Here is a 24,785-nt window from a genome sequence, read left to right on the forward strand (position 1 = left end):
GCTATTTTCCGGCGCTGCGTTCGGTCAATGTGCTGATCGGAAGCCATGCGCAGGCTTCGGTCCGCGCGGTGATCGTGAACAGCCGTTCGAGGAAAAGCCATGCCGATTCATCATGGACGAGATGGTGGGTGAGCAGGCCGACCGGTTCGCCGCCGTCGAATGCACGCTGCAATTGCGCGACGATGGCCTGAACCAACAGACCATGATCGCGGCAGCCGCGCGTGCCATGCCAATCCATGATGTCGACATTGCTGTTGATGACCGCCAAGGAAGCCGGCCTTGGCGGCCCGAACACCGACAATGCCGCAAATCCTATCGATCCGAGGTCGGGTACCAGGCCGGCGTCGATCCGGTTCCAGGGCGGCACCAGCATCGGAACCGCACGTGCGCCGTGCAGGCCTGTTACGCGCGACAGCCCGCCGGCCAGCTCATCCAGCACCACCTCGCGTGGCCGATGCGCGCCGAGCTCCTGCTTTTTTTGACCCTCGGGCGCATGATTTCGGTGCGCCCAGCCATGAATGGCGACCGTGGCATGCGGCGCGGCGTCAAGCCGGACGACAAGCTTCCCGTCGGTCTGGGCCGGAATGACGGCCAGAGTGACCGGAACCGCGAAGTCACCGGTGAGGTCGAGCAACCGATCGAGCGCCGGCGTCGGATCCACGGCGTCGTCGTCGCGCAGCCAGAACTCTGCCTTGCGGCCCCACCGTTGCCGATGCGCCAGCTCGTCCACCAGAGGCTGCCAAATCGGGTCGGACGTCATGACAACGGGATCATCTTGAGAAGTTCCGCCAGACGGGCCTTTGCAGCACCGAGAGAGCGTTCTTCGAGAACGAAACGTCTGGCCTCTGCAGCCATGATGGTTCTTTCGTCATTATTGGCCAGAAGCCTTGCGATGGCCGAAGCGAACGCCCCCACATCGCCCGGCGGGGTGAGAAGCCCGGTCTGGCCATGCCGCACGACCTCCGGCACGCCGGCAATGTCCTGAGCCACCACCGGAAGGCCGGCGGCCTGTGCTTCAAGATAGGCAATGCCATAGGCCTCGCCGTAACCCGGCCAGACGTAGATTCCCCCGCGATAGAGGACATCCGGCACGGCGACCGGCTCAATCGCGCCAAGCCATTCGATACGGTCGGCGGGCAAGCCGGCGAATTGCGCCTTTACCTCGTCACGGGCAGGTCCGTCCCCGACGACCGATAGCGTCCAGGGGAGATGGCCGATCAACCCGAGCGCCTGCGCCAGCATGCGATAGCTCAAGACCTTGTCGCCCGGGCGCATCATGGCGACGGTCACGAGGCGCGTCGGATAATCCAGTACCGGCATTTCGTGGAATGCCGATGTGTCGATGAAGGGTGAAAGCATACCGAGAGCGGCGTGGGGGACAGCATCCGCCAGCCCCTGGCGATCCCTTTGCGTGAAGCAGATGTTCAGCGCCGCCTGTTCGATGGCTCGCGCGACCAATGCTTGGCTATCGGCCCACGAACCGGCGTTGCGCCGTTCGGAATAGGAGGCTTCGGCCGTCACATAGGGGACGGCAAAGGCCAACGCCAGCTCGGGCCCGATCAGGTCGGGCGCCTTGTAGTAGGGATGATAGGAGAACCAGAGATCGGGCTTGCCGTCACGGTCCCAAAGCCTTGTCAGTCGCGCGGCTTCGTCCCGGGCCTCGATCATGAGCGCATCGAAACTTTTCGGTTCCGGCTGGCGTAGATAGAAGCGCAACTCCGATGCCAGTTCGACGCTATGCCCGCCATGCTGCAGCGCCTGGACCAGCATCCGTGCCATCTGGCGGTCGCCGGAGACAACGGGATGATTGGGCGACTTCAGCGGGGCGTAGAAGGCAATTCGCATCGCGCGATCCTATCATCGCAAAGCCTGCCCAAGTCAATTTCGAGGCATGATCGACTTCACCTTCAAGCGCTGGAATGTGCTATCTGATGCTTATGGAAACAGCTGTCGCGTCCGACCCGTTCGTCGCTTCTTTGCCGGTCTTCGCAAAGTTCGAAAGCGTTGCCGATATCGACAACTATCGGCCTCTCCCCGATGGCTGGGCGCTGGCCACCGCCGACATCGTCGGCTCGACCAAGGCGATCGAAGCCGGGCGCTACAAAACCGTCAATATGGCCGGCGCCAGCGTCATTTCGGCGCTGCTCAATGCACTGGGCCGGCAAGATCTTCCCTTCGTCTTCGGCGGCGACGGCGCGCTCGTGGCGTTTCCCGGCTCGGCGCTGGAGATCGCCCGTAACGCGCTGGCTTCTGTCCAGAGATGGGTGGCGGACGAACTGGACCTGACCTTGCGTGCCGCAATCGTGCCGATAAAGGACATAAGAGCGCAAGGCCTCGACGTTCGCGTGGCGAGGTTCCAGGCCTCCGAAGCAGCCTTCTATGCCATGTTCGCCGGCGGCGGCGGCAGTTGGGCGGAAGCCGAAATGAAAGCCGGGCGCTACCGCGTCGACCCCGCCCCGGCCGGCGCGCGGCCGGATCTGACGGGCCTCTCCTGCCGCTGGAACCCGATCGAAGCCCGGCATGGCGAAATTGTCTCGATCATAGCCGTGCCGGGGGCATCGCGCGACTTGCGTGGTTTCCAGTTTCTGGCTTCCGACATCATCACCCTTGCCGGCAGGCAGGAGCGCGATGGCCACCCGGTGCCGGTGGACGGTCCGGCCTATAGTCTCTTGCCCGCCGGTCTCGATGTCGAGGCACGGGCCACGGCGCCGCCGGGGCGGCGGTGGCTGGCCAAGCTGTGGGTGATCTTCCTGATGACGCTTACGGCCGTCACCGACAAATTGGGCTGGACGATCGGCGGTTTCGATCCGAAGGTCTACAAGCGCGAGGTGGCCAGCAATTCGGATTTCCGCAAGTTCGACGACGGCTTGAAGATGACCATCGACGTCGACGCGGATGTGTTGCAGCGGATCGAGAACCGGCTGAAACAAGCGGAAGAGGCCGGCATCTGCAACTATGGCCTGCACCGCCAGAAGTCGGCCTTGATGACATGCCTCGTCATCTCGCCGCTGCAGCGCGATCATGTTCACTTCATCGATGGCGCCGCCGGCGGCTATGCAATGGCTGCCGCAAGCCTGAAGGCGAAGGCGCCGGTCTGATGACGGCTTGGGGAATCGATTTTCCGCAATGCGCCGCGGCCATGGTTCTTGGGACCCGGCGAGCCCAACGGTGCCTGAGCCGACCAATTATTTGCGCGATGTCAGGATCGGGATTGCACTTCGCCGGCAGCCTCGCCACATAGTGTTGCAGGTGATTTGTGCGGTCGACGTCTGCTTGCTTCCTGCAAGGACAGTCATTCGGGATATTCTTCGCCGGCTTCTGCCCCCGAAGCCGGCTTCATTGACTTCGAGAATTTTGCGGATCAAAGGAGATGGCTCGTCTTCGACGGGTTTCGAGATAGCATGAGCACAGCGCAAGCAGAAATTTCCAACATTCTCATGGATAAGGTTGCCGATTGGCTGACCCAATCGGCGCTGGCGGGCGACGACCTGGAAACATTGGTCAAGGGTTTTTGTGAACGGCTGGCTGCTGCCGGCCTGCCGCTGAAGCGGGTGCATTTGAGCTTTTCGATGCTGCATCCGCTTTATGACGCGCTCGGTTTCACCTGGATTCGCGGCCAAGGCCTGGAAGTGGAAGGCTTCCGGAGTGAGAACGGCGTCCATTCCGACAGATTCCTGACCAGCCCATACTACCATCTGCTCAGCAACAAGCTCGACCATCTGCGGCGCCGGCTCGACCCGTCGGTGCGGTCGGAGTTTCCTGTTTTCGATGAGCTCAGGCTTATGGGCGTCACCGATTACATGGCTTTCGTCCATCCCTTCAACGGCGATACAAGTCAGGGCATGTTGGGGTCCTGGTCCACCGACAGTGCTTCAGGCTTCAGCGACAGCATGATTTCGGCGCTGCTGCGGATCCAGAACCATCTCGCCATAGCAAGCAAGATGGCGGTGCTCACCAAGCTCGCCGACAACATGATGACCACGTATCTCGGCGGTGACGCCGGCAGGCGCGTGCTGGACGGCCAGATCAAGCGCGGCGAGGGCGACACAATCCGGGCCGCGCTGGTGATGGGCGATATGCGCGGGTCGACAAGGCTCGCCGAAACCTCCGGCCGCGAAGTCTATATCGATACGCTGAACCAGTTTTTCGATGCCATCGCAGCACCTTTCAATCGCAAAGGCGGGCAGATCATGAGTTTCCTGGGGGATGGATTCATTGCCGTCTACCCCTGCGAAAGGCACCGGGCGCAGTCAGAGATCGCCTGCCAGGCTGCTCTTGCGGCTGCGCACAAGGCCAGCATGCGCATGATGGAGCTCAATCTGCGCAGAAAAGAGCAAGGACTGGGCGACATAAAATTTGGTATCGGCCTGCATGTCGGCAATGTGATGTTCGGCAATGTCGGGCTTACCGACCGACTCACATTCTCCGTCTTCGGCTCGGCTGTAAACGAGGTCCAGCGTCTCCAGACCCTGACCAAGAAATATCCGCACAGCGTTCTCGCCAGCAAGGACTTCGCCGGCTATTGCGGGGCCAACAGCTGGCTGACGCTCGGCGAGGAGGAACTGGCGGGCAGCAAGCAGAAGCTGACGGTGCTTTCACCCGATCTGTCGGGTGCTCTCGCACTCGATGAAGACGGTGCGCTGCAGCCGTTTCACGATCGGATATCGGACGCCGAGCAGGTCATGCTGCTTCATCGCGATGCCGCGCGGCTGTCGGCGGGCGACCGGAGGAAGCTCCAGTAGTCACCACCATCCGATCTGGACGCCCTGGTATGCTGTCCGGCCGCCGGTCGCCGGGGAATTCGTTTCGAATCCAAGTTGCTCTGCGCTGACAATGCGCTAGTCTTGCTTTTTGGGGCCGGTCGGGAGGCGCCAGATTGGGGCTGGTGTGGGAATGGATGCAGGCGTTGATCTGCTGCGGATCGAGGATATTGGCATCTCTTTTGCCATTGTCGGGGGACCGTTGCATGCCGTCAGGCGGGCAAATCTTCGCGTCCTGCCCGGCAAGGTCACCGCACTTGTCGGTGAGTCCGGTTCCGGAAAATCGGTTCTCAGCCAGGCCGTGATGGGCATCTTGCCGAACACGGCCCATGTTCGCGGCCGTATCCTGTTTTCCGATCCCAAAAAGCCCGGCACGACGCAGGATATCCTGCAGATGCCGCGAGACGGACCCGAAATCCGGGCGTTGAGAGGCAGCCGCATCGGCAAGATCTTTCAGGAGCCGATGACATCGCTGTCGCCGCTGCACACGATCGGCAACCAGGTCAGCGAATCCCTGCAGATTCATACGCACATGGATAGGACGGAGCGCAAGGCACGGACCGAGGAAATGCTCGGCCTCGTCGGGTTTCCCAATCCCAAGCGCGCCTACGACATGTATCCATTTGAACTTTCGGGAGGATTGCGGCAACGCGCTATGATCGCCATGGCGCTTATCTGCCGGCCCGCTCTGTTGATCGCCGATGAGCCGACGACGGCGTTGGACGTCACCATCCAGGCGCAAATCCTGCAATTGCTTCGTGGGCTCCAGACCAAGCTCAACATGGCAATGCTGCTGATCACGCACGACCTCGGCGTGGTCGCCAATGTCGCCGACGAGGTGGTCGTCATGTACCATGGCGAGATCATGGAAGCAGGCCCTGTGGAGGCAATATTCCGCCGGCCAGGCCACCCTTACCTGAAGGGCCTCATGGCAGCCGTTCCGCATTTCGACCTGAAGCCTGGCGAAAGACTGAAGGCGCTCCGCGAGGTGCCGGTGAATGTCGGGACCCTGCTGGGCAAGCAGACGGCGCCGGAAGCGAAGGGGCCGGACGACATTCTGCTGTCGGTCAGGGATCTGAAAAAGGTCTACACCATCCGCAACTCCGGATGGTTCAGCGGGAGCCATCAGACCTCTGTTCGCGCCGTGGACGGCGTCAGCTTCGACATCAGGCGAGGTGAGTGCCTGGGCCTGGTTGGCGAAAGCGGTTGCGGCAAAACCACCGTCAGCAAGATCCTGATGCGGGCCGTCACCCCTACCGGCGGCTCCGTGATCTTCAACGGCCGCGACGGACCGATCGACGTCCTGGAAGCCGAGGGAGACGCCCTGCGCTTGCTGCGGGCGAAACTCCAGATGGTTTTCCAGGATCCGGTCTCGTCGCTTTCGCCTCGCATGACCGTGGAAAACATCTTGAGCGAGCCACTGGAAATCCATCAACGTGGCAATGCCGCGTCCCGGCTAGCCACAGTCAAGAGCCTGATGCAGGCAATCGGGCTCGATCCGCGCTTCATCCAGCGTTATCCCCACAGCTTCTCCGGCGGGCAGCGTCAGCGTATCGGCATTGCGCGCGCCTTGGCGCTGGGGCCTGAACTGCTGATCTGCGACGAGCCGGTTTCGGCGCTCGATGTCTCCGTGCAGGCGCAGATCCTGAACCTTCTGAAGGACCTGCAGAAGGAACTGGGCCTGACCTACCTGTTCATATCCCACAATCTGGCGGTGGTGGACTACATGGCGGACCGCATCGCGGTGATGTGCGGCGGGCGTATCGTCGAGCTTGCACCGCGCGAAATTCTGCTCAGGAAACCGATCCACCCCTACACGCGCTCGCTGCTCGCCGCAGTCCCTTTCCCCGATCTCGACCGGCCCATGGATTTCAAGACGCTGAAGCTCGGCGGCGCTTCCGACACCAGCGCATGGGGCCCGCAATTCCGCGACGAGGGCGAAGAGGATATGCTGTCGCCGCTCGATCTCGGCGGCGGCCATCTCGTGCTGGCCCGACGTTCGGCCGATGTCAGCGAGTTACGCCATTGATCAGCCGCCGCACTGTCCTTGGTCTCATGGCTTCGGCATTTCTGCCGGGCACGGCGCGCGCCGGCGATCTGGAGCCGGATTTTCTTCAGCCGCAGCTGAAAGCCAGGGCTCTGCCGCCACTCGCGGAGCGCCTGCCCAAAAGCCCGCGCGCGTTGAACCTCGCCGCGATGGGCCGGCAGCCCGGCCAGTATGGCGGCACGCTGCGTACGATCATCGGCAGCCAGAAAGATATCCGGATGATGACGATCTACGGGTATTCCCGGCTGGTCGGCTATGACGAAAAGCTTAACTTTCAGGCCGACATTCTCGAAAGTTTCGACGTAAAGGATGATCGCGTCTTCACGTTCAAGATTCGTGAAGGCCATAAATGGTCAGACGGCAGCCTGCTGACGCCGGAGGATTTTCGTTATTGCTGGGAAGATGTGTGGCTGAACGATGAGCTTTCGCAAGGCGGGCTCGCCCCTGCCCTGCTGGCGGACGGCAAGCCGCCACGTTTCGAGATCGTCGATCCGTTGACGGTGCGCTACAGTTGGGATGCGCCCAATCCCGACTTCCTGCCCAAGCTTGCCGCTGCTTCGCCGACACCGCTTGTTTTGCCGGCCGCCTATCTCAAGCAGTTCCACAAGAAATATCAGGATCCATTCCGGCTCGCCGGCCTGATGAAGGAGAACCGGACCGCAAAATGGACGCTGCTGCACATCCGCATGTCGCGGCAGTATCGCCCGGAGAACCCGGATCTGCCGACACTCGACCCCTGGCAGAACCGGACCAAGCCGCCGGCCGAGCAGTTCATCTTCGAGCGCAACCCGTTCTTTCATCGAACAGACGAGAACGGCCGGCAACTGCCCTATGTCGACCGGATCATCATGAATGTCAGCTCGTCGGCGATCATCTCCGCCAAGACCGGTGCGGGCGAGAGCGACCTGCAATGCATGGGAATCGACTTCAGCGATTACTCCTTCCTGAAGGACGCGGAGAAGCGCTACCCGGTGAAGATGCATCTGTGGAAACGCACACAGGGTTCGCGGCTGGCGCTCATGCCAAATCTGAATTGTGCCGACCCGGTGTGGCGCGGCCTTTTGCGTGACGTGCGCGTGCGACGCGCCCTTTCGCTCGCTGTCGACCGTCGCGAGATCAACATGGCCGTCTTCTACGGATTGGCGCAGGAAAGCGCCGACACGGTCTTGCCGGAGAGCCCGCTCTACCGGCCGGAATTCGCGAAAGCCTGGATCGCCCACGATCCCGACCAGGCCAATGCGCTGCTTGACGAGGTCGGGCTTCAGGCCCGTGACGATGACGGCCTGCGGCTACTTCCCGATGGACGCCCGGCGCAGATCATCGTGGAAACAGCCGGCGAAAGCACGCTGGAAACCGATGCGCTCGAACTCATCACCGATCACTGGCGCAAGATCGGCATCGCTTTGTTCATCCGGACTTCGCAGCGCGACATCTTCCGCAGCCGCGCGCTTGGCGGCCAGATCCTGATGTCGATGTCGTCGGGCATCGACAATGGCGTGCCGACCGCCGACATGAATCCATACCAGCTGGCCCCCACCATCGACGACCAGCTGCAATGGCCGCTCTGGGGCGCTTACTATCTGTCGCATGGCAAGATGGGTGAGGCGCCCGATGTTCCTGAAGTGGTCGAGTTGATGGCTTTGCTCAAGCGCTGGAACGGGTCGACCGAATCCAGCGAGCGCGCCGAAATCTGGAATTCGATGCTGTCGATCTACACCGATCAGGTGTTCTCTATCGGTACGGTGAACGAAACACTTCAGCCGATTCTGGTATCCTCGCGGCTGCGCAACCTGCCTGACAAAGCACTCTACGGCTACGACCCGACCTCCTATTTCGGTGTCTACATGCCGGACACATTCTGGCTTGGAGGCTCCTGAGCGTGCTTCGATATCTTGTCTGGCGCATCGCCGTGATGGTTCCAACGCTGCTGGTCATATCGGCGCTGGTGTTCACCATCATCGAACTTCCGCCGGGGGACTATTTCGACAGCTATGTCGCTGAGCTTCGCGCCCAGGGCGAAGCGGTGGATTCCGACCGCATCCAGATGATGCGCAAGGAATATGGTTTCGACCAGCCGCCGGTCATTCGCTACTTCTACTGGGTGGGCGGGATGCTGCACGGCGATTTCGGCTATTCCTTCGAATATGAGCTGCCGGTTCGCGACGTCGTCGGCGACCGAATGTGGCTGACCGTGCTGGTTTCCTTCGTCACGATCATCTTCACCTGGCTCATCGCCTTTCCAATCGGCATGTACTCCGCCACGCATCAATACAGCTGGGGCGACTACGGCCTGACTTTCTTCGGCCTTCTCGGCCTTGCCATTCCGAATTTCATGCTGGCGTTGATCCTGATGTATTTCGCCAACATCTGGTTTGGCACCTCCATCGGCCATCTCATGGACCAGCAATATCTCGGCGAGCCGATGAGCTGGGCCAAGGCGAAGTCGATCCTCGCCCATCTCTGGATCCCGGTCCTGATCATCGGCACCGGCGGCACGGCGAGCATGATCCGGCGGCTGCGCGCCAATCTGCTCGATGAGCTGCACAAGCAATATGTCGTGACCGCGCGCGCCAAGGGCCTGCATCCGTTCAAGGCGCTGGTCAAATATCCGCTGCGCATGGCGCTCAATTTCTTCATTTCCGACATCGGCTCGATCCTGCCTGCCATCATTTCCGGCGCCGAAATCACGGCTATCGTTCTGTCATTGGAAACGACCGGGCCGATGCTGATCAAGGCGCTGCAAAGCCAGGATATGTATCTGGCTGGGTCATTCCTGATGTTCCTCGCCTTCCTTACGGTCATCGGCGTGCTGATTTCCGACCTGGCGCTGGCGCTGCTTGATCCACGAATTCGTTTGCAGGGTGGCAGCACCAAATGAAGCAGGACTCGCCGCTGCCCGCTCCGGGTGCTCCACTGCAACACTACATTTCCGGCGCGCCCTTCGACCTGCAGTCGGTCGAGGCGATGACGCCGGAGCAATCGAAGGTCTTTCAGGCATCGCAGTTGCGGCTGATGTGGTGGAAATTCCGCAAACACCGGCTTGCGCTTATATCCGGCATATTTCTGGCAGTGCTGTATTCCGGGATACTTATCTGCGAGTTCCTGGCGCCCTACAATCTGCACTCGCGCAACATGGACTACATCTATGCGCCGCCGCAGCACGTGCATCTGTTCCACAATGGCGAGTTCGTCGGGCCGTTCGTCTATGGCCGCCAGATGACGCTGGATATGGACACGCTCAAGCGGAACTACATCGAGAAGCACGACGATGTTCAGCGGCTCCGTTTCTTCTGCAAGGGCGACACTTATCGGTTCTGGGGCCTGATCGAAGGTGACAGGCATTTTGTCTGTCCTGCCGAAAACGGGCAGCTGTTTCTGGCCGGCACCGACAGGCTGGGGCGCGACGTGCTCTCGCGCATGATCTATGGCGCACGCATTTCACTGACTATCGGCCTCGTCGGCATCAGTTTCAGCTTCCTGCTCGGCATCGTCATCGGCGGACTGGCCGGCTATCACGGCGGTATCTTCGACTTGATCGTCCAACGGATAATCGAAGTCCTGCAATCGATTCCCAGCATTCCGCTATGGCTGGCCCTGGCGGCGATCATGCCGATAACGTGGAGTCCGATCCTGATCTATTTCGGCATCACCGTCATCCTCGGGCTGCTCGACTGGACCGGACTGGCGCGAGCCGTGCGTTCAAAGCTTCTGGCCTTGCGCGAGGAGGATTACGTTCTGGCCGCGCAGTTGATGGGCGCGGGGAGCAGCCGCATCATCAGGCGGCATCTCATTCCCGGCTTCATGTCGCATCTGATCGCGACGGCGACGCTCTCCATCCCTGGCATGATCCTGGGCGAAACGGCGCTGAGCTTCCTCGGGCTCGGCTTGAGGGCGCCGATAACCAGCTGGGGCATCCTGCTCACCGAGGCGCGCAGCGTCAGCGTGATCGCGTTCTATCCATGGCTGCTTTTGCCGATGCTCCCCGTCATCCTCGTCATCATGGCGTTCAACTTCCTCGGCGACGGTTTGCGGGACGCCGCAGACCCCTACAAGTGATATCGCTGTTCCACCGCGCGGCCTGCCGAACACTCCACCCGGTATGACGCTTGTCGGCGGCCGGTTGCGTTATTGCAGCGTTCGTCGTTCGCCTCTATATGCGGCAAGCCTCGAGCGGGGTTGCTGGTTCAGGACATACAATCGCATATGAGTCGCCTCGACAGTTTCATCCGCAGGATGACCGCACAGCGCGACATTCTCGATCTTGTCTGCGCTGAGGTGGCGAAGATAGAAGGGCCAGTGGTGGAGCTCGGCCTCGGCAATGGCCGGACATTCCACCATCTGCGCGAGCGCCTGCCCGGACGCCGAATCGTGGCGTTCGACCGGGTGCTCGCCGCACACGCCAGCTCGATTCCCGACGCTGAAAATCTCGTGCTGGGCGAAATTCGCCAGACGGCGGAGAGGTTCATCGGCATCGACGCCGCCCTTGTTCATGCCGACATCGGCACCGGCTACGAAGATCGCGATGCCGTGACCGCTACCTGGCTTCCCGATCTGATTGCGCGCCTGCTTCGCGTCGGCGGCATTGCGGTCAGCGGCACGCCGCTGGATCACCCTCTTCTGCAACAGCTCCCGCCGCCGCCGCCGGTATCAGCCGATCGTTATTTCATCTGCAGGCGCGTGTAAGGGGCGGAGAAACCCTCAGGGGATCGTGTACACCGCAATCTCCCGCTCGATGCCGCGCAGCGATACCTCGTGCGGCACGGGCGTCAGCGCGTTCCTGTGCAACAGATCGGCGGTGAGATTGTCGTCGACCACCGCACGCGTGGCGAAGATCGCCTGTGCGTTGGCGAGGTTCTGGACCCGCGAAGCAATGTTGACCGTCTGGCCGAAATAATCCTGCCGCTCGTTCATGGACACGGCTATGCAGGGGCCGGCGTGAACACCGATCTTGAGCAGAAGGTCCTCGCGCCCGCTTTTGTCATTTAGGGCCCGCATGGCGTCGCGCATCCGCAGCGCCGCGGCAATCGCACGGTCAGGCGTCGCGAAGGTCGCCATCACCGCATCGCCGATCGTCTTCACAACCGCGCCTGCCTCCGCCGCGACGATCTCGTGCAGAACCTGGAAATGCTCGCGCACGAGATCGAAGGCTGAAAGATCGCCCACCCGCTCGTAAAGCTCGGTCGATCCGCGCAGATCGGTGAACAGGAAGGTCAGGCTGGTGATCTTCAGGCGCTGGTTGATGTCGAGCGTATCCGTGCGATAGAGATCCCGGAACGTCTGGTTGGTGAGCAGGCGCTTGGCGGTCACGAAAGGCCGGCGCTTGCCCAGGAAATCATGCAATACCGGGCAGGCGATGAAGACCGTCGGCAGCACGCGCGTGTCGGTCCTGTTTTCCAGCGAAATGCGCAATGGGCCGGGTTGCATCTCCAGCGTCTGGCTCTGGACATGGTCGCGGTCGAAGGCCAGAGAGAGGTTTCGCCGCTCTTTTGCCGGTTCGCCCTTCGCGTCGATGAACTGGGCCGAATGCGTGACCGGCTCGAACACGATGATGAATTGGGGCGGAAGCTGGATGTGCAGAACCGCCTTTTCACCGGGCGCAAGCTCGATATCTTCCAGCGAGAACGCTTCCATCTTTTCCGCCAGATCCTCGTCCGGCAGATCGGCCCCGGACGCCCAGTAGATCTGGCGGTAATATTCCACCAACGGCAGTTCGTGTGGATTGTGGGCGGCAATCCTGCGCACGCGGGGACTGACGGTGAATGTCACCTCGACCATCTCGTCGAGGGTCGGCGAATAGCCCTGGGAGCACAGCGCGCAGGTGTATTCGTCCTTCTGCATGGTTTTCAGCGTGGCGTTGGTGTCGAGCACGCCGCCACAGCCGGGGCACAGAACATTCCAGGAAATGTCGAAGATGCCCACCCGCGCCGCATGGAGAAAGGCGCTTATGGTGCGTTCCTCGTCGAGGCCATGCTTGCTGGCGAAGGCGAGCGCATTGATGCGGCAAAGTTCGCGGTCCTTGCCCTCGGCGATGGTTTGCCGGATTGCGTCGATTGCCTGCGGATCGACATCGGTCGATTGCCGCAGAAGCGAGAACAGATCCTGAGCTTCGGTCATCGTGCAGGCTCCGGAAATTGCGCCGCTAGAGCATGATGCCGAAAAGTGTGAAGCGGTCTTCGGACGACATCATGCTCTTCCTGATTCAGAGGCGGATTCAGATTTCAGGTCGGACAGACCTGAAATCATCCGGCTCTAGGCGTGTTGGCCGGACCGATCTTCGACCCGAACGCTCCATCATACTGCTAAACGGACCGGACGGCCATTCGAATGGACAAGCCTGGTGACAGGTCAATTTCCATTTGTTGAATTCCAAACTATGATAGCCCATGGGGCATTCATCTCTGGGGTTTTCTCCATGCCGACACGCGACAACCCGCCATTTCCGGCGGCCCTGCGCCTTTTCTCGGCGGGGGTCATCATCGTCCTGATCGTCGGGGCCGGCCTGTTTTTCGCGCCTGCGCTGGTCAAGCCGCGCTGGCCCTGGGCCGTCACGCCGTTCAATGCCCGCTTCCTCGGCGGCTTCTACACCGCCGAAATGGCAGTGATGGCGGCGCTGCTGGTCTGGAATCGCTGGTCGCCCGGCAGGCTCGTGCTGGTCATGGCCTTCATCTTCACCGTCATCGTGTCGGCGGCTTCGTTCATCAATCTCGGTTATTTCAACTTCGAGCGCAAAGCCCCCTGGCTCTGGTTTCTGGTCTATCTTGCGTCAGCCGCGGTATCCGGGCTGTTCCTGTGGCGGGCAAGGGCCCGCCCTTCTGCAAAAGGCGTGATCTTGAACCCCGCATGGCGCGCCTACCTACCGGTGGAAATGACGATCCTCGGGGCCTACGGCGTCGGCCTGTTGCTGTTTCCCCTGACATTCGGTGGTTTCTGGCCATGGCCGATCGATGCCTTCCACGCCCAGGTCTACAGCGCCATCTTCCTCGCCGGCGCCGGCGGCACCTATCTCGTCTGGAGAAGTGCACCGCGTGAGGAATTGCTGGTGCTCGGCCTGGCGCAGTTTCTGGTTGGCCTGCTTGCTGTTCTTGGCCTCTTCATTACCGACGCTGCCGTGCACCGGATCGACTGGACGGCGGCCGGGACATTGTGCTGGCTCGCCCTTTTCGGCTGGATCGGCATCAGCGGTATCCTCAAACTCTGCGCCGCCCCCCGGCATTTTGCCGCGCAATCGGCATAGGTCGCAGAGACGGCTGGATTTTCAGGTGACGTCCGGTGCATCGTGCCGGGCATATTGCCTCTGTCGCTTTGTTCTGACGCAATTCCGGACGGAAAACCGCTCACACTTTTCCTGAAATTGCGTTAGGCGGGAAAGCCATGACCAGCACGACCTCCTTATCCGAGAAAATCCAGCCGCAGCTCCGGGCCGTCCGGCCAAGCGATGCCGAGGCGCTGTGCGCTATCTTCAATATGCCGGGGTTCCGCTGGGGCACGCTCAGGATGCCGTTCGAGATGGTGGAGCAGGTGGAGCGGCGCATCGCCAAGTCCGGCCCGGAAACCACCTGGATCGTTGTGGAGCTGGACGGCAAGGTTGTCGGCCATGGCAGCCTGGTCGCGCAGGGTTCGCCGCGCCGCTCGCATATAGGCGAGATCAATATCGGCCTTGACGATGGCTTTGTCGGCAGAGGCATCGGCTCTGCCATCCTTGGCGCGCTGCTTGACGTGGCCGACAACTGGCGCGCCCTGAAGCGGGTCGAGTTGACTGTCTATGCCGACAACGAACCGGCCATCCGTCTCTACACAAGCCACGGCTTCGAGGTCGAGGGACGGCATGTGAAGGCCGGTTTTACCGACGGGCAGTACCACGACCTCCTGAGCATGGCCCGGCTGCGGTTCTGATGACCGCCGTCCCTGCCCCTGCGCCTCCGGTGGACATTTTGGCTGTGCTGTCGCTGCTCTGCCCGGAGGTCGTGCGTGACATCGAGCAGAACTGGAATGCGCCGGTTTCCGATTATGCCCGCCATCTGTGGCGGCCGGTGGCAAGGCCTGGATCGGCCCCGTCGATCGCTGCCCGCTCGATCCTGCGCGACGTCCTGCAGCAGCGCCTCGGTGCGATCATGCAGCCCGAAGCGATCGACAAGGCCCTCGACGAATTCGACCACAGACCGGTTATCCAGTCCGGCCTGCACTGCCTGCTTCTGATGGATCGCATCACCTTCGATGCCCTGCTGCTTGCCTGGCTCGGCGCGGTCGAAAACGGGCTGTCGGCTTTTTTCGGCTTCATGGGAACGACGATGACCATGGAGACAACCGGCCGGGAGGGGCCGGGATGGCTCGATGTCGGCGACGACAAGGTCAATTTGTTTGGCATGGGGCGCCACAAACTGTGCCGCAAAAGCGCCTGCGCGGCCGGTCCCGTTACCCTCAACGGGCGCGCGCTCGAAACGGTGGGCAATGAGACGGATGCCAGAAGCTGGCTGGGCACGCTGCTTGCCAGCCAGGGCAAGGTATTTGCAACAGCCGCCGATGCGCTGACAGAACTCAACGAGGATCTGGTCGCCGATTGGGATCGTTCCGGCATGGCCCGGCCGGTTTTCGTCGATGATAGGCTGGCCGCGACTGTCGTGGCGCGGCATCTGGAAGATGAAGGCAGTCTTCTTTCCAGGCTGCTCCTCAAGCCCCCAAGGCGCCGGCGTCTCGACCATGCCTTGCAAGAAGCCGCATCGGGCCCATTTGGCAGGTTCCTGCCCAATGCCACGGCCTATTTCTGGGGGATCCGCGAGCAGCGCGTGCGCAAGCTCGTCCTCGAGAACGGGCGGCTGATCGAGCCTGACAGGCCGCATGGTCTTTCCATCCTGTTCGAGCGGCCGCATCTCCAGCAGGCACTGCTCGACGGCATGCTTTTGCCGGACTTGTTCCTGATGTTCCTCGCCCTTGCCATATTGCCGCGCGTGCGGGTTGTGGGCGGCCTGAGACAGATTGGCTATGTCGCGCTTTTCCACTCGATCCTGCTGGCTGCGCTTGATGAAAACGCGCCAGAAGAGCGCGATCTGGCCGCCGAGCTGCAGGTTCGGGAAAATGCCTGGGGCATGCGGGTCATCGATGAAAAGATCTCGGTCCGCGAGCAGCTTGCCAGCCTGCCGGAAGGAGCGCTCTTCCCGGACCTGCTGCGGCAATACCGGTTGCGGACATTTGCCGAGACGACCGATGACCTGAAACCGGTCCGCGAAAACGCCCGATGGCGCAAGATCGGCCGGGCCTCAGGCCTCTGACCCGGCCGGGCTTTAGCCCGTCATTGCACCACACCGGCCTTGCGGAGCCCCTCTACCATCAGTTCGAAATCGGCAGGGTTCTTGTAAGGCAAGACCTTGCGACGGTGTTCCAGCGAATAGGCGGGATTGACGCGAAGCAGGTCCTGCCATGCCGTATGGGCCTCCTCCAGACGGCCCAGATGGCCGTAGGTGGCGGCCAGAAGCGCGCGCGAGAGGTCGGTGACAGCGTTGCGAGCCAGCCGTTGCAGCAAGAGGTCGACCGCCTCTTCGTACCTTCCCAGTTGAAACGATGCCAAAGCCTGGAAGTGCAGAAGCACATCCGGGAAGTATGGATTCAAGGTCTTTCCCCGGGCGAAACTCTCTAGCGCCTCCGCGGGTCTACCCGAATAATACAGCGCCTCGCCGCGGGCGACGTGCGCTTCGGCGAAGTTCGGATTGAGGGCTATCGCGCGCTCGACCTCGCCGATGGCCTCATCGTGCCGTCGTGTGTAAAGCTTGGCCGATGCCAGCGCCCAGTGCGCCCAGGGATCGCTGTCATCCAGCGTTACCGCTCGCGTTGCTGCCTCTTCCGCTTGCGCCATCGAGTCCGACGCACCCCACCTGTTGAGGTAGTCGAGCCCGTACGTGAGGGCTAGGAAAGCGTGGGCAGAGGCAAATTTCGGGTCCAGTTCGATGGCCCGCTGCAAGAGCTCGCGGGCCGCGACGTTCGTGTCCTTCGTCAGCCGGTGCCACAGCTCTCGGCCCCGCAGGAAACAGTCATACGCCTCCGGGTTGCGCTGGTGTTCGGGCGCCAGCCGCAGACGGTCATCCTCGGTCAGATTGAGCGCCAGCGCACCGACGATGTGCTGCGTCACGTCATCCTGCACGGCGAATATGTCGGTCAGATCGCGATCGAACCGCTCCGCCCAAAGATGGCCGCCTGAAATTGCATCGATGAGCTGCGCGGTGATGCGTACCTTGTTCCCCGACTTGCGTACGCTGCCTTCAAGGACATAGCGCACGCCGAGCTTCTTGCCGACATCCTGCACATGGACGTTCTGGCCCTTGAAGATGAACGACGAATTGCGAGCGATGACGAAGAGCTGTGACAGTTTGGACAGCGCCGTGATGATGTCTTCGGAGATGCCGTCGGCGAAGTAGTCCTGTTCGGCATCACCGCTCATATTGGCGAACGGCAGCACGGCGATCGACAGTTTCGGCGGCGCTGCCGCAGCCGGAGGGCTCGTCGGGGTTTGCGAGGTCACGACCTTGGCCCCGGCGCCGACCTGCAGCGAATACACCCGGATCGGCTCGGCGATGTTCTTGAGCTGTGTGCTGCCGAGATCGCTGACCGAGAGGTCAAGCCTGGCCTTGACCTGGCGATAGGCATCCTCGGACAGGCAGATGGCGCCGGGCGCCGCAACGCCCTCCAGACGCGAGGCGATGTTGACGCCGTCACCCATCAGGTCGCCATCGCTCTCTTCGACCACGTCGCCCAGATGGATGCCGATCCTGAACTCGATGCGGCGCTCCTGCGGTACGCCGGCATTGCGCTCAACCATACCGTTTTGAATCTCAACGGCGCAGCGCACGGCATCCACCACACTGCGAAACTCAACCAGCGCCCCATCTCCGGTACGCTTGATAACCCGCCCGTGGTGCACTGCAATGATCGGATCGATCAGGTCGCTGCGCAGTGCCCGCAACCTCGCCAAGGTACGATCTTCGTCCGCGCTCGCGAGCCGGCTGTATCCGACCACATCTGCAGCCAGGATTGCGGCCAGCTTACGGTTCTCGCTCATGGGTCGCCTCCTCATCTCCATCATAGCAGGAAGACGGCGGGACGAGGGAATTTTCGCAAATCACGGCCACGCAGCCGCCCGTATCGGCAGTGCTCCACCGCCGAACCCAGACCGATGCCCATTTGCGCTGCCGCTTGCCGGTTGACGACTATCGGTTCATCCTTGTGAATACCCCGGCCGTGACGAGCGTGGCGAGATCACGCGTCATGGCCCAAGGTCAAAGAGATAGAGCATGATGTCGTCCGAAAACCGCTTCACACTCTTCGGCATCATGCTCTGGTGAGGTGTCCATGAACTGCTCGGGCTGCGGTTTCGAGATCGAGGGCGGTTACGCCTTCTGTCCGAAGTGTGGCCGCCGCCAGCCCGTGCCATGCGCCAGTTGCGGCTACGCCTGCGCACCTGATTTCGAGTTCTGTCCTAAATGTGGGGCAAGCGTCGGTGCGGCCGCAAAAGCTGCCGAACGGCCTGCTCCGACACCAAGCCGCACCATTGCGCAGCCCTCTCGAGCTCCATCGCCGAACATCGAAAGCGAAGAGGGGCCGCATTCCGTCTCCGACGCCGATCGACGAACGGTAACGGTGCTGTTCGCCGATCTCTGCGGCTTCACGACACTCAGCGAGCAGCTCGACCCCGAGGTCATGCAGGCGCTGCAGAACGAACTGTTCAAGGAATTGACGGCGGCCGTGCAAGGCTTTGGTGGTTTCGTCGACAAATTCATCGGCGACGCTCTGCTCGCCTTGTTCGGTGCGCCGGTCGCGCATGAGGACGATCCGGAACGTGCGCTTCGAGCCGCTCTCGACATGATCGCCCGGACGGCGCGGCTCGGTGAAAGCACCCGCCACTCCGGCTCGCCGCTGCTGCTCCACATAGGCATAAACACGGGTCCGGTCGTTACTGGCGGATTGGGCATCGGCACCGCCAAATCCTATTCGGTGACCGGCGACACGGTGAATACGGCGCAACGCCTGCAATCGCTGGCTGCACCGGGTGAGGTGCTGGTGGGCGAACTCACGCACAGGCTGACCCGGCATGCCTTCTCGTACGAGTCGCTGGGCGATGTCGTCTTTCGCGGCAAGGCTGGCAGTGTGCTCGTCCACCGACTGGATGCACCGCTTGCGGCGCCGCGTGCAGCGCGCGGGCTCGAGGCGCTCGGCCTCAGTGCGCCCATAATAGGTCGTGATGCGGAGCTCAACAGAATGCTGGCGAGCCTTGACTTGGCGTGCGGCGGCTCGGCCCAGCTTGTCCGCCTCGTCGGCGAAGCCGGTATCGGGAAGTCGCGGTTGGTGAAGGAGTTCGTCGCCCGCGTCGGCGACGAGGATCGTTTTCGCAACGTCGCCGTGCGGCAGGCCACGTGCTCACCGCTGGGTGAACAATCATTTGGCGCCCTGGGTGCAGTGGTGCGCAGCGCTGCCGGGATGATGCAAAACGACAATGGGGACGAAATGCGGGGCAAGCTCGCAGCCTTGCTTGCCGATCTCGGCCTGCAGGGCGAGGAGGCGAAGCGGCTGATGCCTTTGCTCTACCATGTGCTTGGCCTCGGCGACCCCGATGCCACCTTGCAGCATGTCGAGCCCGAGCAGCTGCGGCGGCAAATTCTCTACGCGGTCCGCACAATCATGGAACGGCGGCTTGCGTTGTCGCCGCTGTTGATTGTCGTCGAAGACCTGCACTGGGCCGACTCCGTCTCGCTCGAGGCACTGCGTTTCGTGATGGACAGACTGGAACGCACGCGGCTGATGTTGCTGGTCACGCATCGTCCGGCGTCGGACAACGACCAACTCGACTCAAGTCGGGTCAGCCACACAGCGCTCAGGCTTTCGCCGCTCGACAGCGATGACGGACGCCGCCTGGTGGCGGCGCTTTTCGGCGAGAGCTGGGTAAACGCCGCAGGAGGGCTTCTCGACCAGATCCTCGAGCGCGCGGGCGGCAACCCGCTTTTCTTGGAGGAGATCGTTCGCGGCCTTATCGATCGCGGTGTATTGGTGCGCGAGGGCCAGCAATGGCGGACCGTGGCAGGCGAAGTCGCAACCGGCATCCCCGCCACGATCCAGGCAATGTTGCTTGCTCGCGTCGACCGGCTGCCGCAAGAGGTGCGCCGGTTGGCCCAGGAAGCCGCGGTAATCGGCCCGCGCTTCGATGCCACGCTTCTGAAAGCCGTGGCAGCCGACCCCGGCCGACTGGAAGCGGGCTGCGAACTGCTTTGCGATGCGGAAATCATCGAGGAAGTTGCCGGATCAGGCTCGGTCTCGTCGCAAAGCTACCGCTTTACGCAAACATTGTTGCAGGACGTGATCTACCAGAATCTGCTCCTGCAACGCCGGACCGACATCCACCGCCGGGTAGGTGCCGCCCTGGAGCAACTGTGCGGCGACAAGCCGGAACGGTTCGAGGATCTGGCCGTGCTCGGTCATCATTTCGCTCAGAGCGCCGAGCGGGAGAGGGGCGCGCATTACCTGCAGGCGGCGGGAGATCGCGCTGGCATGATATACGCCAATGACGACGCCCTTCGTTTCTACGAGCGAGCACTGACTGCGTTGGGCGCGATCGGGCAAACACCGCTCAAACTGGCAATTGCAGAGCGCATTGCGGATTTGAGCGGCCCGGCAGGCCGCCGCGAGATTGCACACCGCCACTACGAGGCGGTGCTGCAGGCCTATCGCGAGTCAGCCGATCGTGTCGCGGCGGCGCGCGTTTTGCGCAAGATCGGTCGGCTGTTTTGGGACGTGGGCAAGCGGGACGACGCGGAATCGCGCTACGCTGAAGCGGCAGCGCTCCTCGATGGAGCGGATGCCCCGATCGAGCAGGCGCATCTCTGGCAAGAACGTGGCCGACAGGCGTTCCGCAGCGGAGATCACACTCTCGCGGCAAAATGGGCAGACGCGGCGCTGGATTGCGTACGCTCTCTGACAACGGAACATGTCTCCGATGATGCCACCCTCGTGACCGCCGAGGCACTTAATACCAAGGCTGTTGCGCTGGCTCGCCTTGGGCGAAACCATGAAGCCGTGCGTGAGGTTGAGCGCAGCATTGAATTGGCCGAAGCCGCCGGTCTGCTGGGCGCGGCCTGCCGCGGCTACACCAATCTCGGGGTGCTCTACACGACCATCGATCCGGCGAAGGCGATGGAGGTCTGTCGGCGCGGTCTTGAAGTGGCGCGCCGTATTGGCGATTTGGGTTTCCAGGCGCGCCTCCTCGCCAATCTGGCGGTAGCTTGTTGTACTTTCACGGATCGCTGTCCAACGGAGGGCGTGCCTGCTGCCGAGAAGGCCATCGAGATTGACCGGGCGCTCGACCAGCGCGAGCACCTGCCAGTGCCGTTGATCGTGCTTGGGCAGATCCACCAGTGCAACGGCCATCCGGAACTGGCGATCGGCTTGTTCCACGAAGCACTGGAGGTAGCCCGCGAAACGGGCGAGCCCCAACTGCTGTTTCCGTGCTATGATGGACTCGCAACGCTTAATCTCGACCTCGACAATCTGGCCGAGGCCGAACGCTACTTTTCCCTGGCGCAGGGTATATGCGCCCAGCACGGGCTCGACCCGGAAGCGCTTGTGGTGCTGCCTTTTCTCGACTAGCCGGGATAAGGGGGTTGGACATGTCCGCGCCTAGTGGATTGATACCGCTTCAACCGGGCGACCGGGCGCCGAACCTGATACTCGACGCCATTACCCAGGAAGGCAAGATTGCGCTTGACGACTTTCGCGGGCAAAAACCGGTGCTGGTCGGCCTGTTTCGAGGTCTGCATTGTGCGTTTTGCCGGCGCCACATCGCCGCTCAGGCGCGTCTCGATCCGGAGCTGCGCGAAAAGGGCGTGGAGAGCCTGACGGTGGTCAACACGCCGATCGAACGGGCGCGGCTCTATTTCCGCTACCATCCAATGCCGAACCTGCTTGCGGCGTCGGACCCGGAACGCGCTTCACATCGTGCTTTTGGACTGCCCAATCTCGAATTCACCGAGAACGAGACGAACTGGCCGTACAAGGTCGCGATGGCAGCGGCACAGGACATGCGGGTCGACATACCTGGCGAATTGCCCGGTCCCATGGATCCGATGACAGCCGCCGCAATCCTCGACAAGAAGGACCACTACGAACTGACCGAAGCCGACGAGCAGATGATGGCCACGGGACACGGACAACTGGTTGGTCAGTTCCTGCTGGACCGGCAGGGGATCGTCCGCTGGAGCTTCACGGAGGTCCCGGAGGGTGGGCGATACATGTTTGGCGCCCCAAACCCGAAGGAGCTGATGTCAGCCGTGTCGCAAGTCGCCCAATAATGAACTGACAAGTTCACCGTTTATCCGAGCACGGCCTCGACAGTGGCGACAAAGTCATCGAGCGAGCGGTCGCCGCGAATCTCGATGCGCGGAAGGTCGATGAGATCGCTATCGAGGTCCGCCGGCCCGTGCCTGCGGCCGAAGCCTACTCGATAGCCGCACTCCCTGGCCAGCCGGCCAAGCCGTCGGTCGGTGACGGAGAAGGGTGCCGCGAACGCCGTGGTTGGACGGCCGGTCCAGCGTTCGATGAACAGACGAGAGCGCAGGAGCTCGGCGGCCAGGTCAGCGCTCGACAGACCATCGATGGCGCGATGCGTCGCCATGTGGCTGCCGAAGAAGGCGCCTTCGGCAGCGAGGCGTCGCACCGTCCCGGCGCCCATAAGCGGTGTCGGCGGACCGATGTCGGTGTCCCACTTTGCACTTTCGCCCACCAGGTCCGTCACCAGGAACACTTCCGCGGTCAGGTCGTTGGCGCGCAAGATCGGCCAGGCATGGTCGGCGAAGTTCTGGAAGCCGTCATCGAAGGTGATGAGCACCGGGCGGCCGACGAAAGGCTGACGGTTGGTGATGAACTGCTCCAACTGCTCGGAGCCAATGGCGTGAAAGCCATTGGCGCGCAGCCATGCCATCTGGCTGGCGAATGCGGCGGGCGTGAGCCGAAAGCGAGCGAGCGCGGCCGGACCTTCATCGGCAACGCCGTGATACATGAGGACAGGGATATGCCGGCGCTGCTCGTTACGTGCGACGTCGCGGCGCAAGGCTCGCGCCCCACCCCAGACGATATTTCGCGCGACGCCGATTTCGATGGGCGCGCGGATCGGCACATGATCGATCACCGGGTCCGTCGCCACATCGCCCGGCGACAGGCGGCGGAAGCGGTCTATGCGGTAGAGCTCGGTCTGGATCGATTGCTCGAAGACGAGGCCTTCGGTCGCCGCCAGCGTCTCGGAGATCGCCTGGGCACCGAATGTGTTCCAGTCGAAGCCCGTCTTTTCGACATTGTCACGCAACACGAATGCGTGTGCGCTGATGATGCTGCCGCCAGGCGCCAACGCCTCGGCGAATTTCCTGGCGATGCGCCGTAGCTCGGCGAGGTCATCGAGGTAGTAGAGCACTTCCGAGCAGACGATCAGATCCATGTTACCCGGCAGCGTGTCGGCAGCGAAATCGAGTACCCCGAACTCGACATTCGGCTGATCGGTGCATCGCACGCGGGCCCGCCCGACGGCTATGGCGGAGATGTCGGTTGCGGTCAAATGGCCGACGCGAGGCGCCAGCTGCCGCGTGAAATGACCCTCCGCACAGGCCAGTTCAAGCGCCCGCCCAATGGAACCGCGAGGCAGAATTTCGAGCTGGCGCTCATATTTTTCCTGCTCATAGGACGAACCGTAGTTCCAGGGATCTTCGGTTGCGAAATGGCGATTCCAGAACGCCGTGCGGTCCCTGTCGTGCTTGTCCGCGACCCGTGCGCGGCGCGGCGCAACAGGCTCTGACGGTTCAGCGCTCGACCGAACCAGGTCATGCGCCTGTGCGGCCAATTGCGCGAGTTTGCCGAAGTGGCTGTCCTGATCGGGCTCGCTTCCCGCCATGGCAAACGATGCCTCGGCTGCAGGCGTGTTTGACGTGGTCGCGCCGGCGCCCTTTTGCGGTGCAGGCGATCCTCCCGCAAGCCGCTCAGCAGGCACTACATCCAAGATCAATTCAATCCAATGATCGCTTGTCACAGTCCCGAGTGCACCGAACTGCACTACAGCCTCGATCCGGCCATCCAGCATCAGATGGGCATAGATCTGATCGATGCCTTCCGGCAGTTCGGTCGCGGTCGGATTGCGAGCGTCGACGCGAATTCCGAGCGTTCGCGCCAGCCTGCGCGGCGCGGCAAGATCGTCGGCTTCGAGAAGCATTTGCTCAAGCTGGTACTGGACGCGGCGAGCTGCTGCGGGATTGTCCCAGATCCTGCCGAGTTCGATGATCAACGCGGTGGTTGCGCTGCCGAACCTCGCCCATCCGGCAGCCAATTGTGCCGGCACCGACAGGCTTCCTGCCATGAGGCCATCGAAGATTACCTTGGCAATCTCATGCGCCCACTTGCGTCCCGCCGGGAGTGCGCGCAGGGGCTGCGGGTCGACCAAGCGCGAGCCTGAGCCGCATTCGGACGCGGCGTTCCGCAACGCCAGCCAAGCAAGCGCTTCGGATGCGCTGCCGCCGTTCGCCGAACTGGAAACCAAGGGATTATGCGCCACGCCGTACTACCCGCGCCTGGTTCTGAGGGAGAACAAGTGTCCCGCAACGCGCTTACATCGCCGGTCTGGAAAAAGCAAAAGGCGCCCCGAAAGGCGCCTCTTCATCGCTTGATTCCCCTAGAGGAAACTGGAGCGGGTGAAGCGATTCGAACGCTCGACCCCAACCTTGGCAAGGTTGTGCTCTACCCCTGAGCTACACCCGCTCACACGGCCCTTTGGCCGCAAGCCGGGCCTATATGGCTGAAGAGCGCGGCGATTGCAACAGGGAAATGACGGGCTTTTTGGTCGCGCCAAATCGCTTGGCGGAACCTTGTCGGCCACGCGGGTGGTTCATCGACTTCCCGCATGACGGTCTTGTCTCGGCGGCATCATTGGCCGTAAACGGCTTTGCCGCGCGCCGATACAGGGGAAG

General features: G+C 62.2%; 17 protein-coding genes and 1 tRNA gene. 12 read left to right on the top strand and 6 right to left on the bottom strand.

Annotation, left to right across the window (positions count from 1 at the left end; genetic code table 11):
* Position 1 precedes the first annotated feature (1 nt).
* Complete coding sequence (locus NL532_RS03930) at positions 2–760, bottom strand: polysaccharide deacetylase family protein (protein ID WP_023685073.1); 759 nt, start codon at positions 758–760, stop codon at positions 2–4.
* Complete coding sequence (locus NL532_RS03935) at positions 757–1,845, bottom strand: glycosyltransferase family 4 protein (protein ID WP_023829867.1); 1,089 nt, start codon at positions 1,843–1,845, stop codon at positions 757–759. Before NL532_RS03935 ends, NL532_RS03930 begins: the two co-directional genes overlap by 4 nt.
* Positions 1,846–1,919: 74 nt before the next feature.
* On the opposite strand from NL532_RS03935, the gene NL532_RS03940 reads away from it, so the two are divergent.
* The 7 genes from NL532_RS03940 (at position 1,920) to NL532_RS03970 (ending at position 11,490) form a co-directional block, all read left to right on the top strand.
* Positions 1,920–3,098, top strand: a complete 1,179-nt coding sequence (locus NL532_RS03940; RefSeq protein ID WP_027050460.1) for a DUF3095 domain-containing protein — start codon at positions 1,920–1,922, stop codon at positions 3,096–3,098.
* Between the two features lie 303 nt (positions 3,099–3,401).
* Positions 3,402–4,742 carry an adenylate/guanylate cyclase domain-containing protein gene (locus NL532_RS03945; RefSeq protein WP_023829866.1) on the top strand — a complete coding sequence of 447 codons (1,341 nt, stop codon included), beginning with the start codon at positions 3,402–3,404 and terminating at the stop codon, positions 4,740–4,742.
* Positions 4,743–4,893: 151 nt separating this feature from the next.
* Complete coding sequence (locus NL532_RS03950) at positions 4,894–6,789, top strand: ABC transporter ATP-binding protein (protein WP_023829865.1); 1,896 nt, start codon at positions 4,894–4,896, stop codon at positions 6,787–6,789.
* Positions 6,786–8,684, top strand: a complete 1,899-nt coding sequence (locus tag NL532_RS03955) for an ABC transporter substrate-binding protein (protein ID WP_023827416.1) — start codon at positions 6,786–6,788, stop codon at positions 8,682–8,684. The genes NL532_RS03950 and NL532_RS03955 overlap by 4 nt, the downstream gene beginning before the upstream one ends.
* A 2-nt stretch (positions 8,685–8,686) precedes the next feature.
* Complete coding sequence (locus NL532_RS03960) at positions 8,687–9,685, top strand: ABC transporter permease (protein WP_023672136.1); 999 nt, start codon at positions 8,687–8,689, stop codon at positions 9,683–9,685.
* Positions 9,682–10,863, top strand: coding sequence for an ABC transporter permease (locus NL532_RS03965; protein WP_031196756.1), 1,182 nt, complete (start codon positions 9,682–9,684; stop codon positions 10,861–10,863). Before NL532_RS03960 ends, NL532_RS03965 begins: the two co-directional genes overlap by 4 nt.
* A 147-nt stretch (positions 10,864–11,010) precedes the next feature.
* Positions 11,011–11,490 carry a class I SAM-dependent methyltransferase gene (locus NL532_RS03970; RefSeq protein WP_023754929.1) on the top strand — a complete coding sequence of 160 codons (480 nt, stop codon included), beginning with the start codon at positions 11,011–11,013 and terminating at the stop codon, positions 11,488–11,490.
* A gap of 15 nt (positions 11,491–11,505) precedes the next feature.
* Here NL532_RS03970 and NL532_RS03975 read toward each other — a convergent pair whose 3' ends face one another.
* Positions 11,506–12,921 carry an adenylate/guanylate cyclase domain-containing protein gene (locus tag NL532_RS03975; RefSeq protein ID WP_023685078.1) on the bottom strand — a complete coding sequence of 472 codons (1,416 nt, stop codon included), beginning with the start codon at positions 12,919–12,921 and terminating at the stop codon, positions 11,506–11,508.
* 298 nt (positions 12,922–13,219) lie between these two features.
* Between NL532_RS03975 and NL532_RS03980 the strand changes: the two genes are divergently transcribed.
* The 3 genes from NL532_RS03980 to NL532_RS03990 all read left to right on the top strand — a co-directional run bounded on the left by NL532_RS03980 (position 13,220) and on the right by NL532_RS03990 (position 16,073).
* Positions 13,220–14,041, top strand: coding sequence for a hypothetical protein (locus NL532_RS03980; protein WP_023685079.1), 822 nt, complete (start codon positions 13,220–13,222; stop codon positions 14,039–14,041).
* Positions 14,042–14,178: 137 nt separating this feature from the next.
* On the top strand, positions 14,179–14,700 hold the full coding sequence (locus tag NL532_RS03985; RefSeq protein ID WP_023829864.1) for a GNAT family N-acetyltransferase: 522 nt from the start codon (positions 14,179–14,181) through the stop codon (positions 14,698–14,700).
* A 29-nt stretch (positions 14,701–14,729) separates the two neighbouring features.
* Positions 14,730–16,073: a hypothetical protein gene (locus NL532_RS03990; protein WP_023829863.1), complete on the top strand. Its 1,344-nt coding sequence runs from the start codon at positions 14,730–14,732 to the stop codon at positions 16,071–16,073.
* A 20-nt stretch (positions 16,074–16,093) separates the two neighbouring features.
* Here NL532_RS03990 and NL532_RS03995 read toward each other — a convergent pair whose 3' ends face one another.
* Positions 16,094–17,854: an adenylate/guanylate cyclase domain-containing protein gene (locus NL532_RS03995; protein WP_023829862.1), complete on the bottom strand. Its 1,761-nt coding sequence runs from the start codon at positions 17,852–17,854 to the stop codon at positions 16,094–16,096.
* Positions 17,855–18,144: 290 nt separating this feature from the next.
* On the opposite strand from NL532_RS03995, the gene NL532_RS04000 reads away from it, so the two are divergent.
* Positions 18,145–21,429 (top strand): adenylate/guanylate cyclase domain-containing protein, encoded by a 3,285-nt coding sequence (locus NL532_RS04000; protein ID WP_023829861.1) that lies wholly within the window; start codon positions 18,145–18,147, stop codon positions 21,427–21,429.
* A 20-nt stretch (positions 21,430–21,449) separates the two neighbouring features.
* Entirely contained in the window at positions 21,450–22,130 is a 681-nt protein-coding gene (locus NL532_RS04005) for a redoxin domain-containing protein (protein WP_023672127.1), read from the top strand.
* Positions 22,131–22,150: 20 nt separating this feature from the next.
* On the opposite strand, the gene NL532_RS04010 is transcribed toward NL532_RS04005, so the two are convergent.
* Both NL532_RS04010 and NL532_RS04015 read right to left on the bottom strand, forming a co-directional pair.
* Positions 22,151–24,178 (bottom strand): SAM-dependent methyltransferase, encoded by a 2,028-nt coding sequence (locus NL532_RS04010; protein ID WP_245270383.1) that lies wholly within the window; start codon positions 24,176–24,178, stop codon positions 22,151–22,153.
* 323 nt (positions 24,179–24,501) lie between these two features.
* Positions 24,502–24,576, bottom strand: a tRNA-Gly gene (locus NL532_RS04015).
* Between the last annotated feature and the right edge of the window lie 209 nt (positions 24,577–24,785).

The sequence above is a fragment of the Mesorhizobium sp. C120A genome (assembly GCF_030323105.1).
Classification (GTDB): domain Bacteria; phylum Pseudomonadota; class Alphaproteobacteria; order Rhizobiales; family Rhizobiaceae; genus Mesorhizobium.

What these genes read in the sequence shown, in the direction of transcription:
- NL532_RS03930 (WP_023685073.1), bottom strand. Translation starts at nt 760, where the DNA reads ATGACGTCCGACCCGATTTGGCAGCCTCTGGTGGACGAGCTGGCGCAT.
- NL532_RS03935 (WP_023829867.1), bottom strand. Translation starts at nt 1,845, where the DNA reads ATGCGAATTGCCTTCTACGCCCCGCTGAAGTCGCCCAATCATCCCGTT.
- NL532_RS03940 (WP_027050460.1), top strand. Translation starts at nt 1,920, where the DNA reads ATGTGCTATCTGATGCTTATGGAAACAGCTGTCGCGTCCGACCCGTTC.
- NL532_RS03945 (WP_023829866.1), top strand. Translation starts at nt 3,402, where the DNA reads ATGAGCACAGCGCAAGCAGAAATTTCCAACATTCTCATGGATAAGGTT.
- NL532_RS03950 (WP_023829865.1), top strand. Translation starts at nt 4,894, where the DNA reads ATGGATGCAGGCGTTGATCTGCTGCGGATCGAGGATATTGGCATCTCT.
- NL532_RS03965 (WP_031196756.1), top strand. Translation starts at nt 9,682, where the DNA reads ATGAAGCAGGACTCGCCGCTGCCCGCTCCGGGTGCTCCACTGCAACAC.
- NL532_RS03970 (WP_023754929.1), top strand. Translation starts at nt 11,011, where the DNA reads ATGAGTCGCCTCGACAGTTTCATCCGCAGGATGACCGCACAGCGCGAC.
- NL532_RS03975 (WP_023685078.1), bottom strand. Translation starts at nt 12,921, where the DNA reads ATGACCGAAGCTCAGGATCTGTTCTCGCTTCTGCGGCAATCGACCGAT.
- NL532_RS03980 (WP_023685079.1), top strand. Translation starts at nt 13,220, where the DNA reads ATGCCGACACGCGACAACCCGCCATTTCCGGCGGCCCTGCGCCTTTTC.
- NL532_RS03985 (WP_023829864.1), top strand. Translation starts at nt 14,179, where the DNA reads ATGACCAGCACGACCTCCTTATCCGAGAAAATCCAGCCGCAGCTCCGG.
- NL532_RS03995 (WP_023829862.1), bottom strand. Translation starts at nt 17,854, where the DNA reads ATGAGCGAGAACCGTAAGCTGGCCGCAATCCTGGCTGCAGATGTGGTC.
- NL532_RS04000 (WP_023829861.1), top strand. Translation starts at nt 18,145, where the DNA reads ATGAACTGCTCGGGCTGCGGTTTCGAGATCGAGGGCGGTTACGCCTTC.
- NL532_RS04005 (WP_023672127.1), top strand. Translation starts at nt 21,450, where the DNA reads ATGTCCGCGCCTAGTGGATTGATACCGCTTCAACCGGGCGACCGGGCG.
- NL532_RS04010 (WP_245270383.1), bottom strand. Translation starts at nt 24,178, where the DNA reads ATGGCAGGAAGCCTGTCGGTGCCGGCACAATTGGCTGCCGGATGGGCG.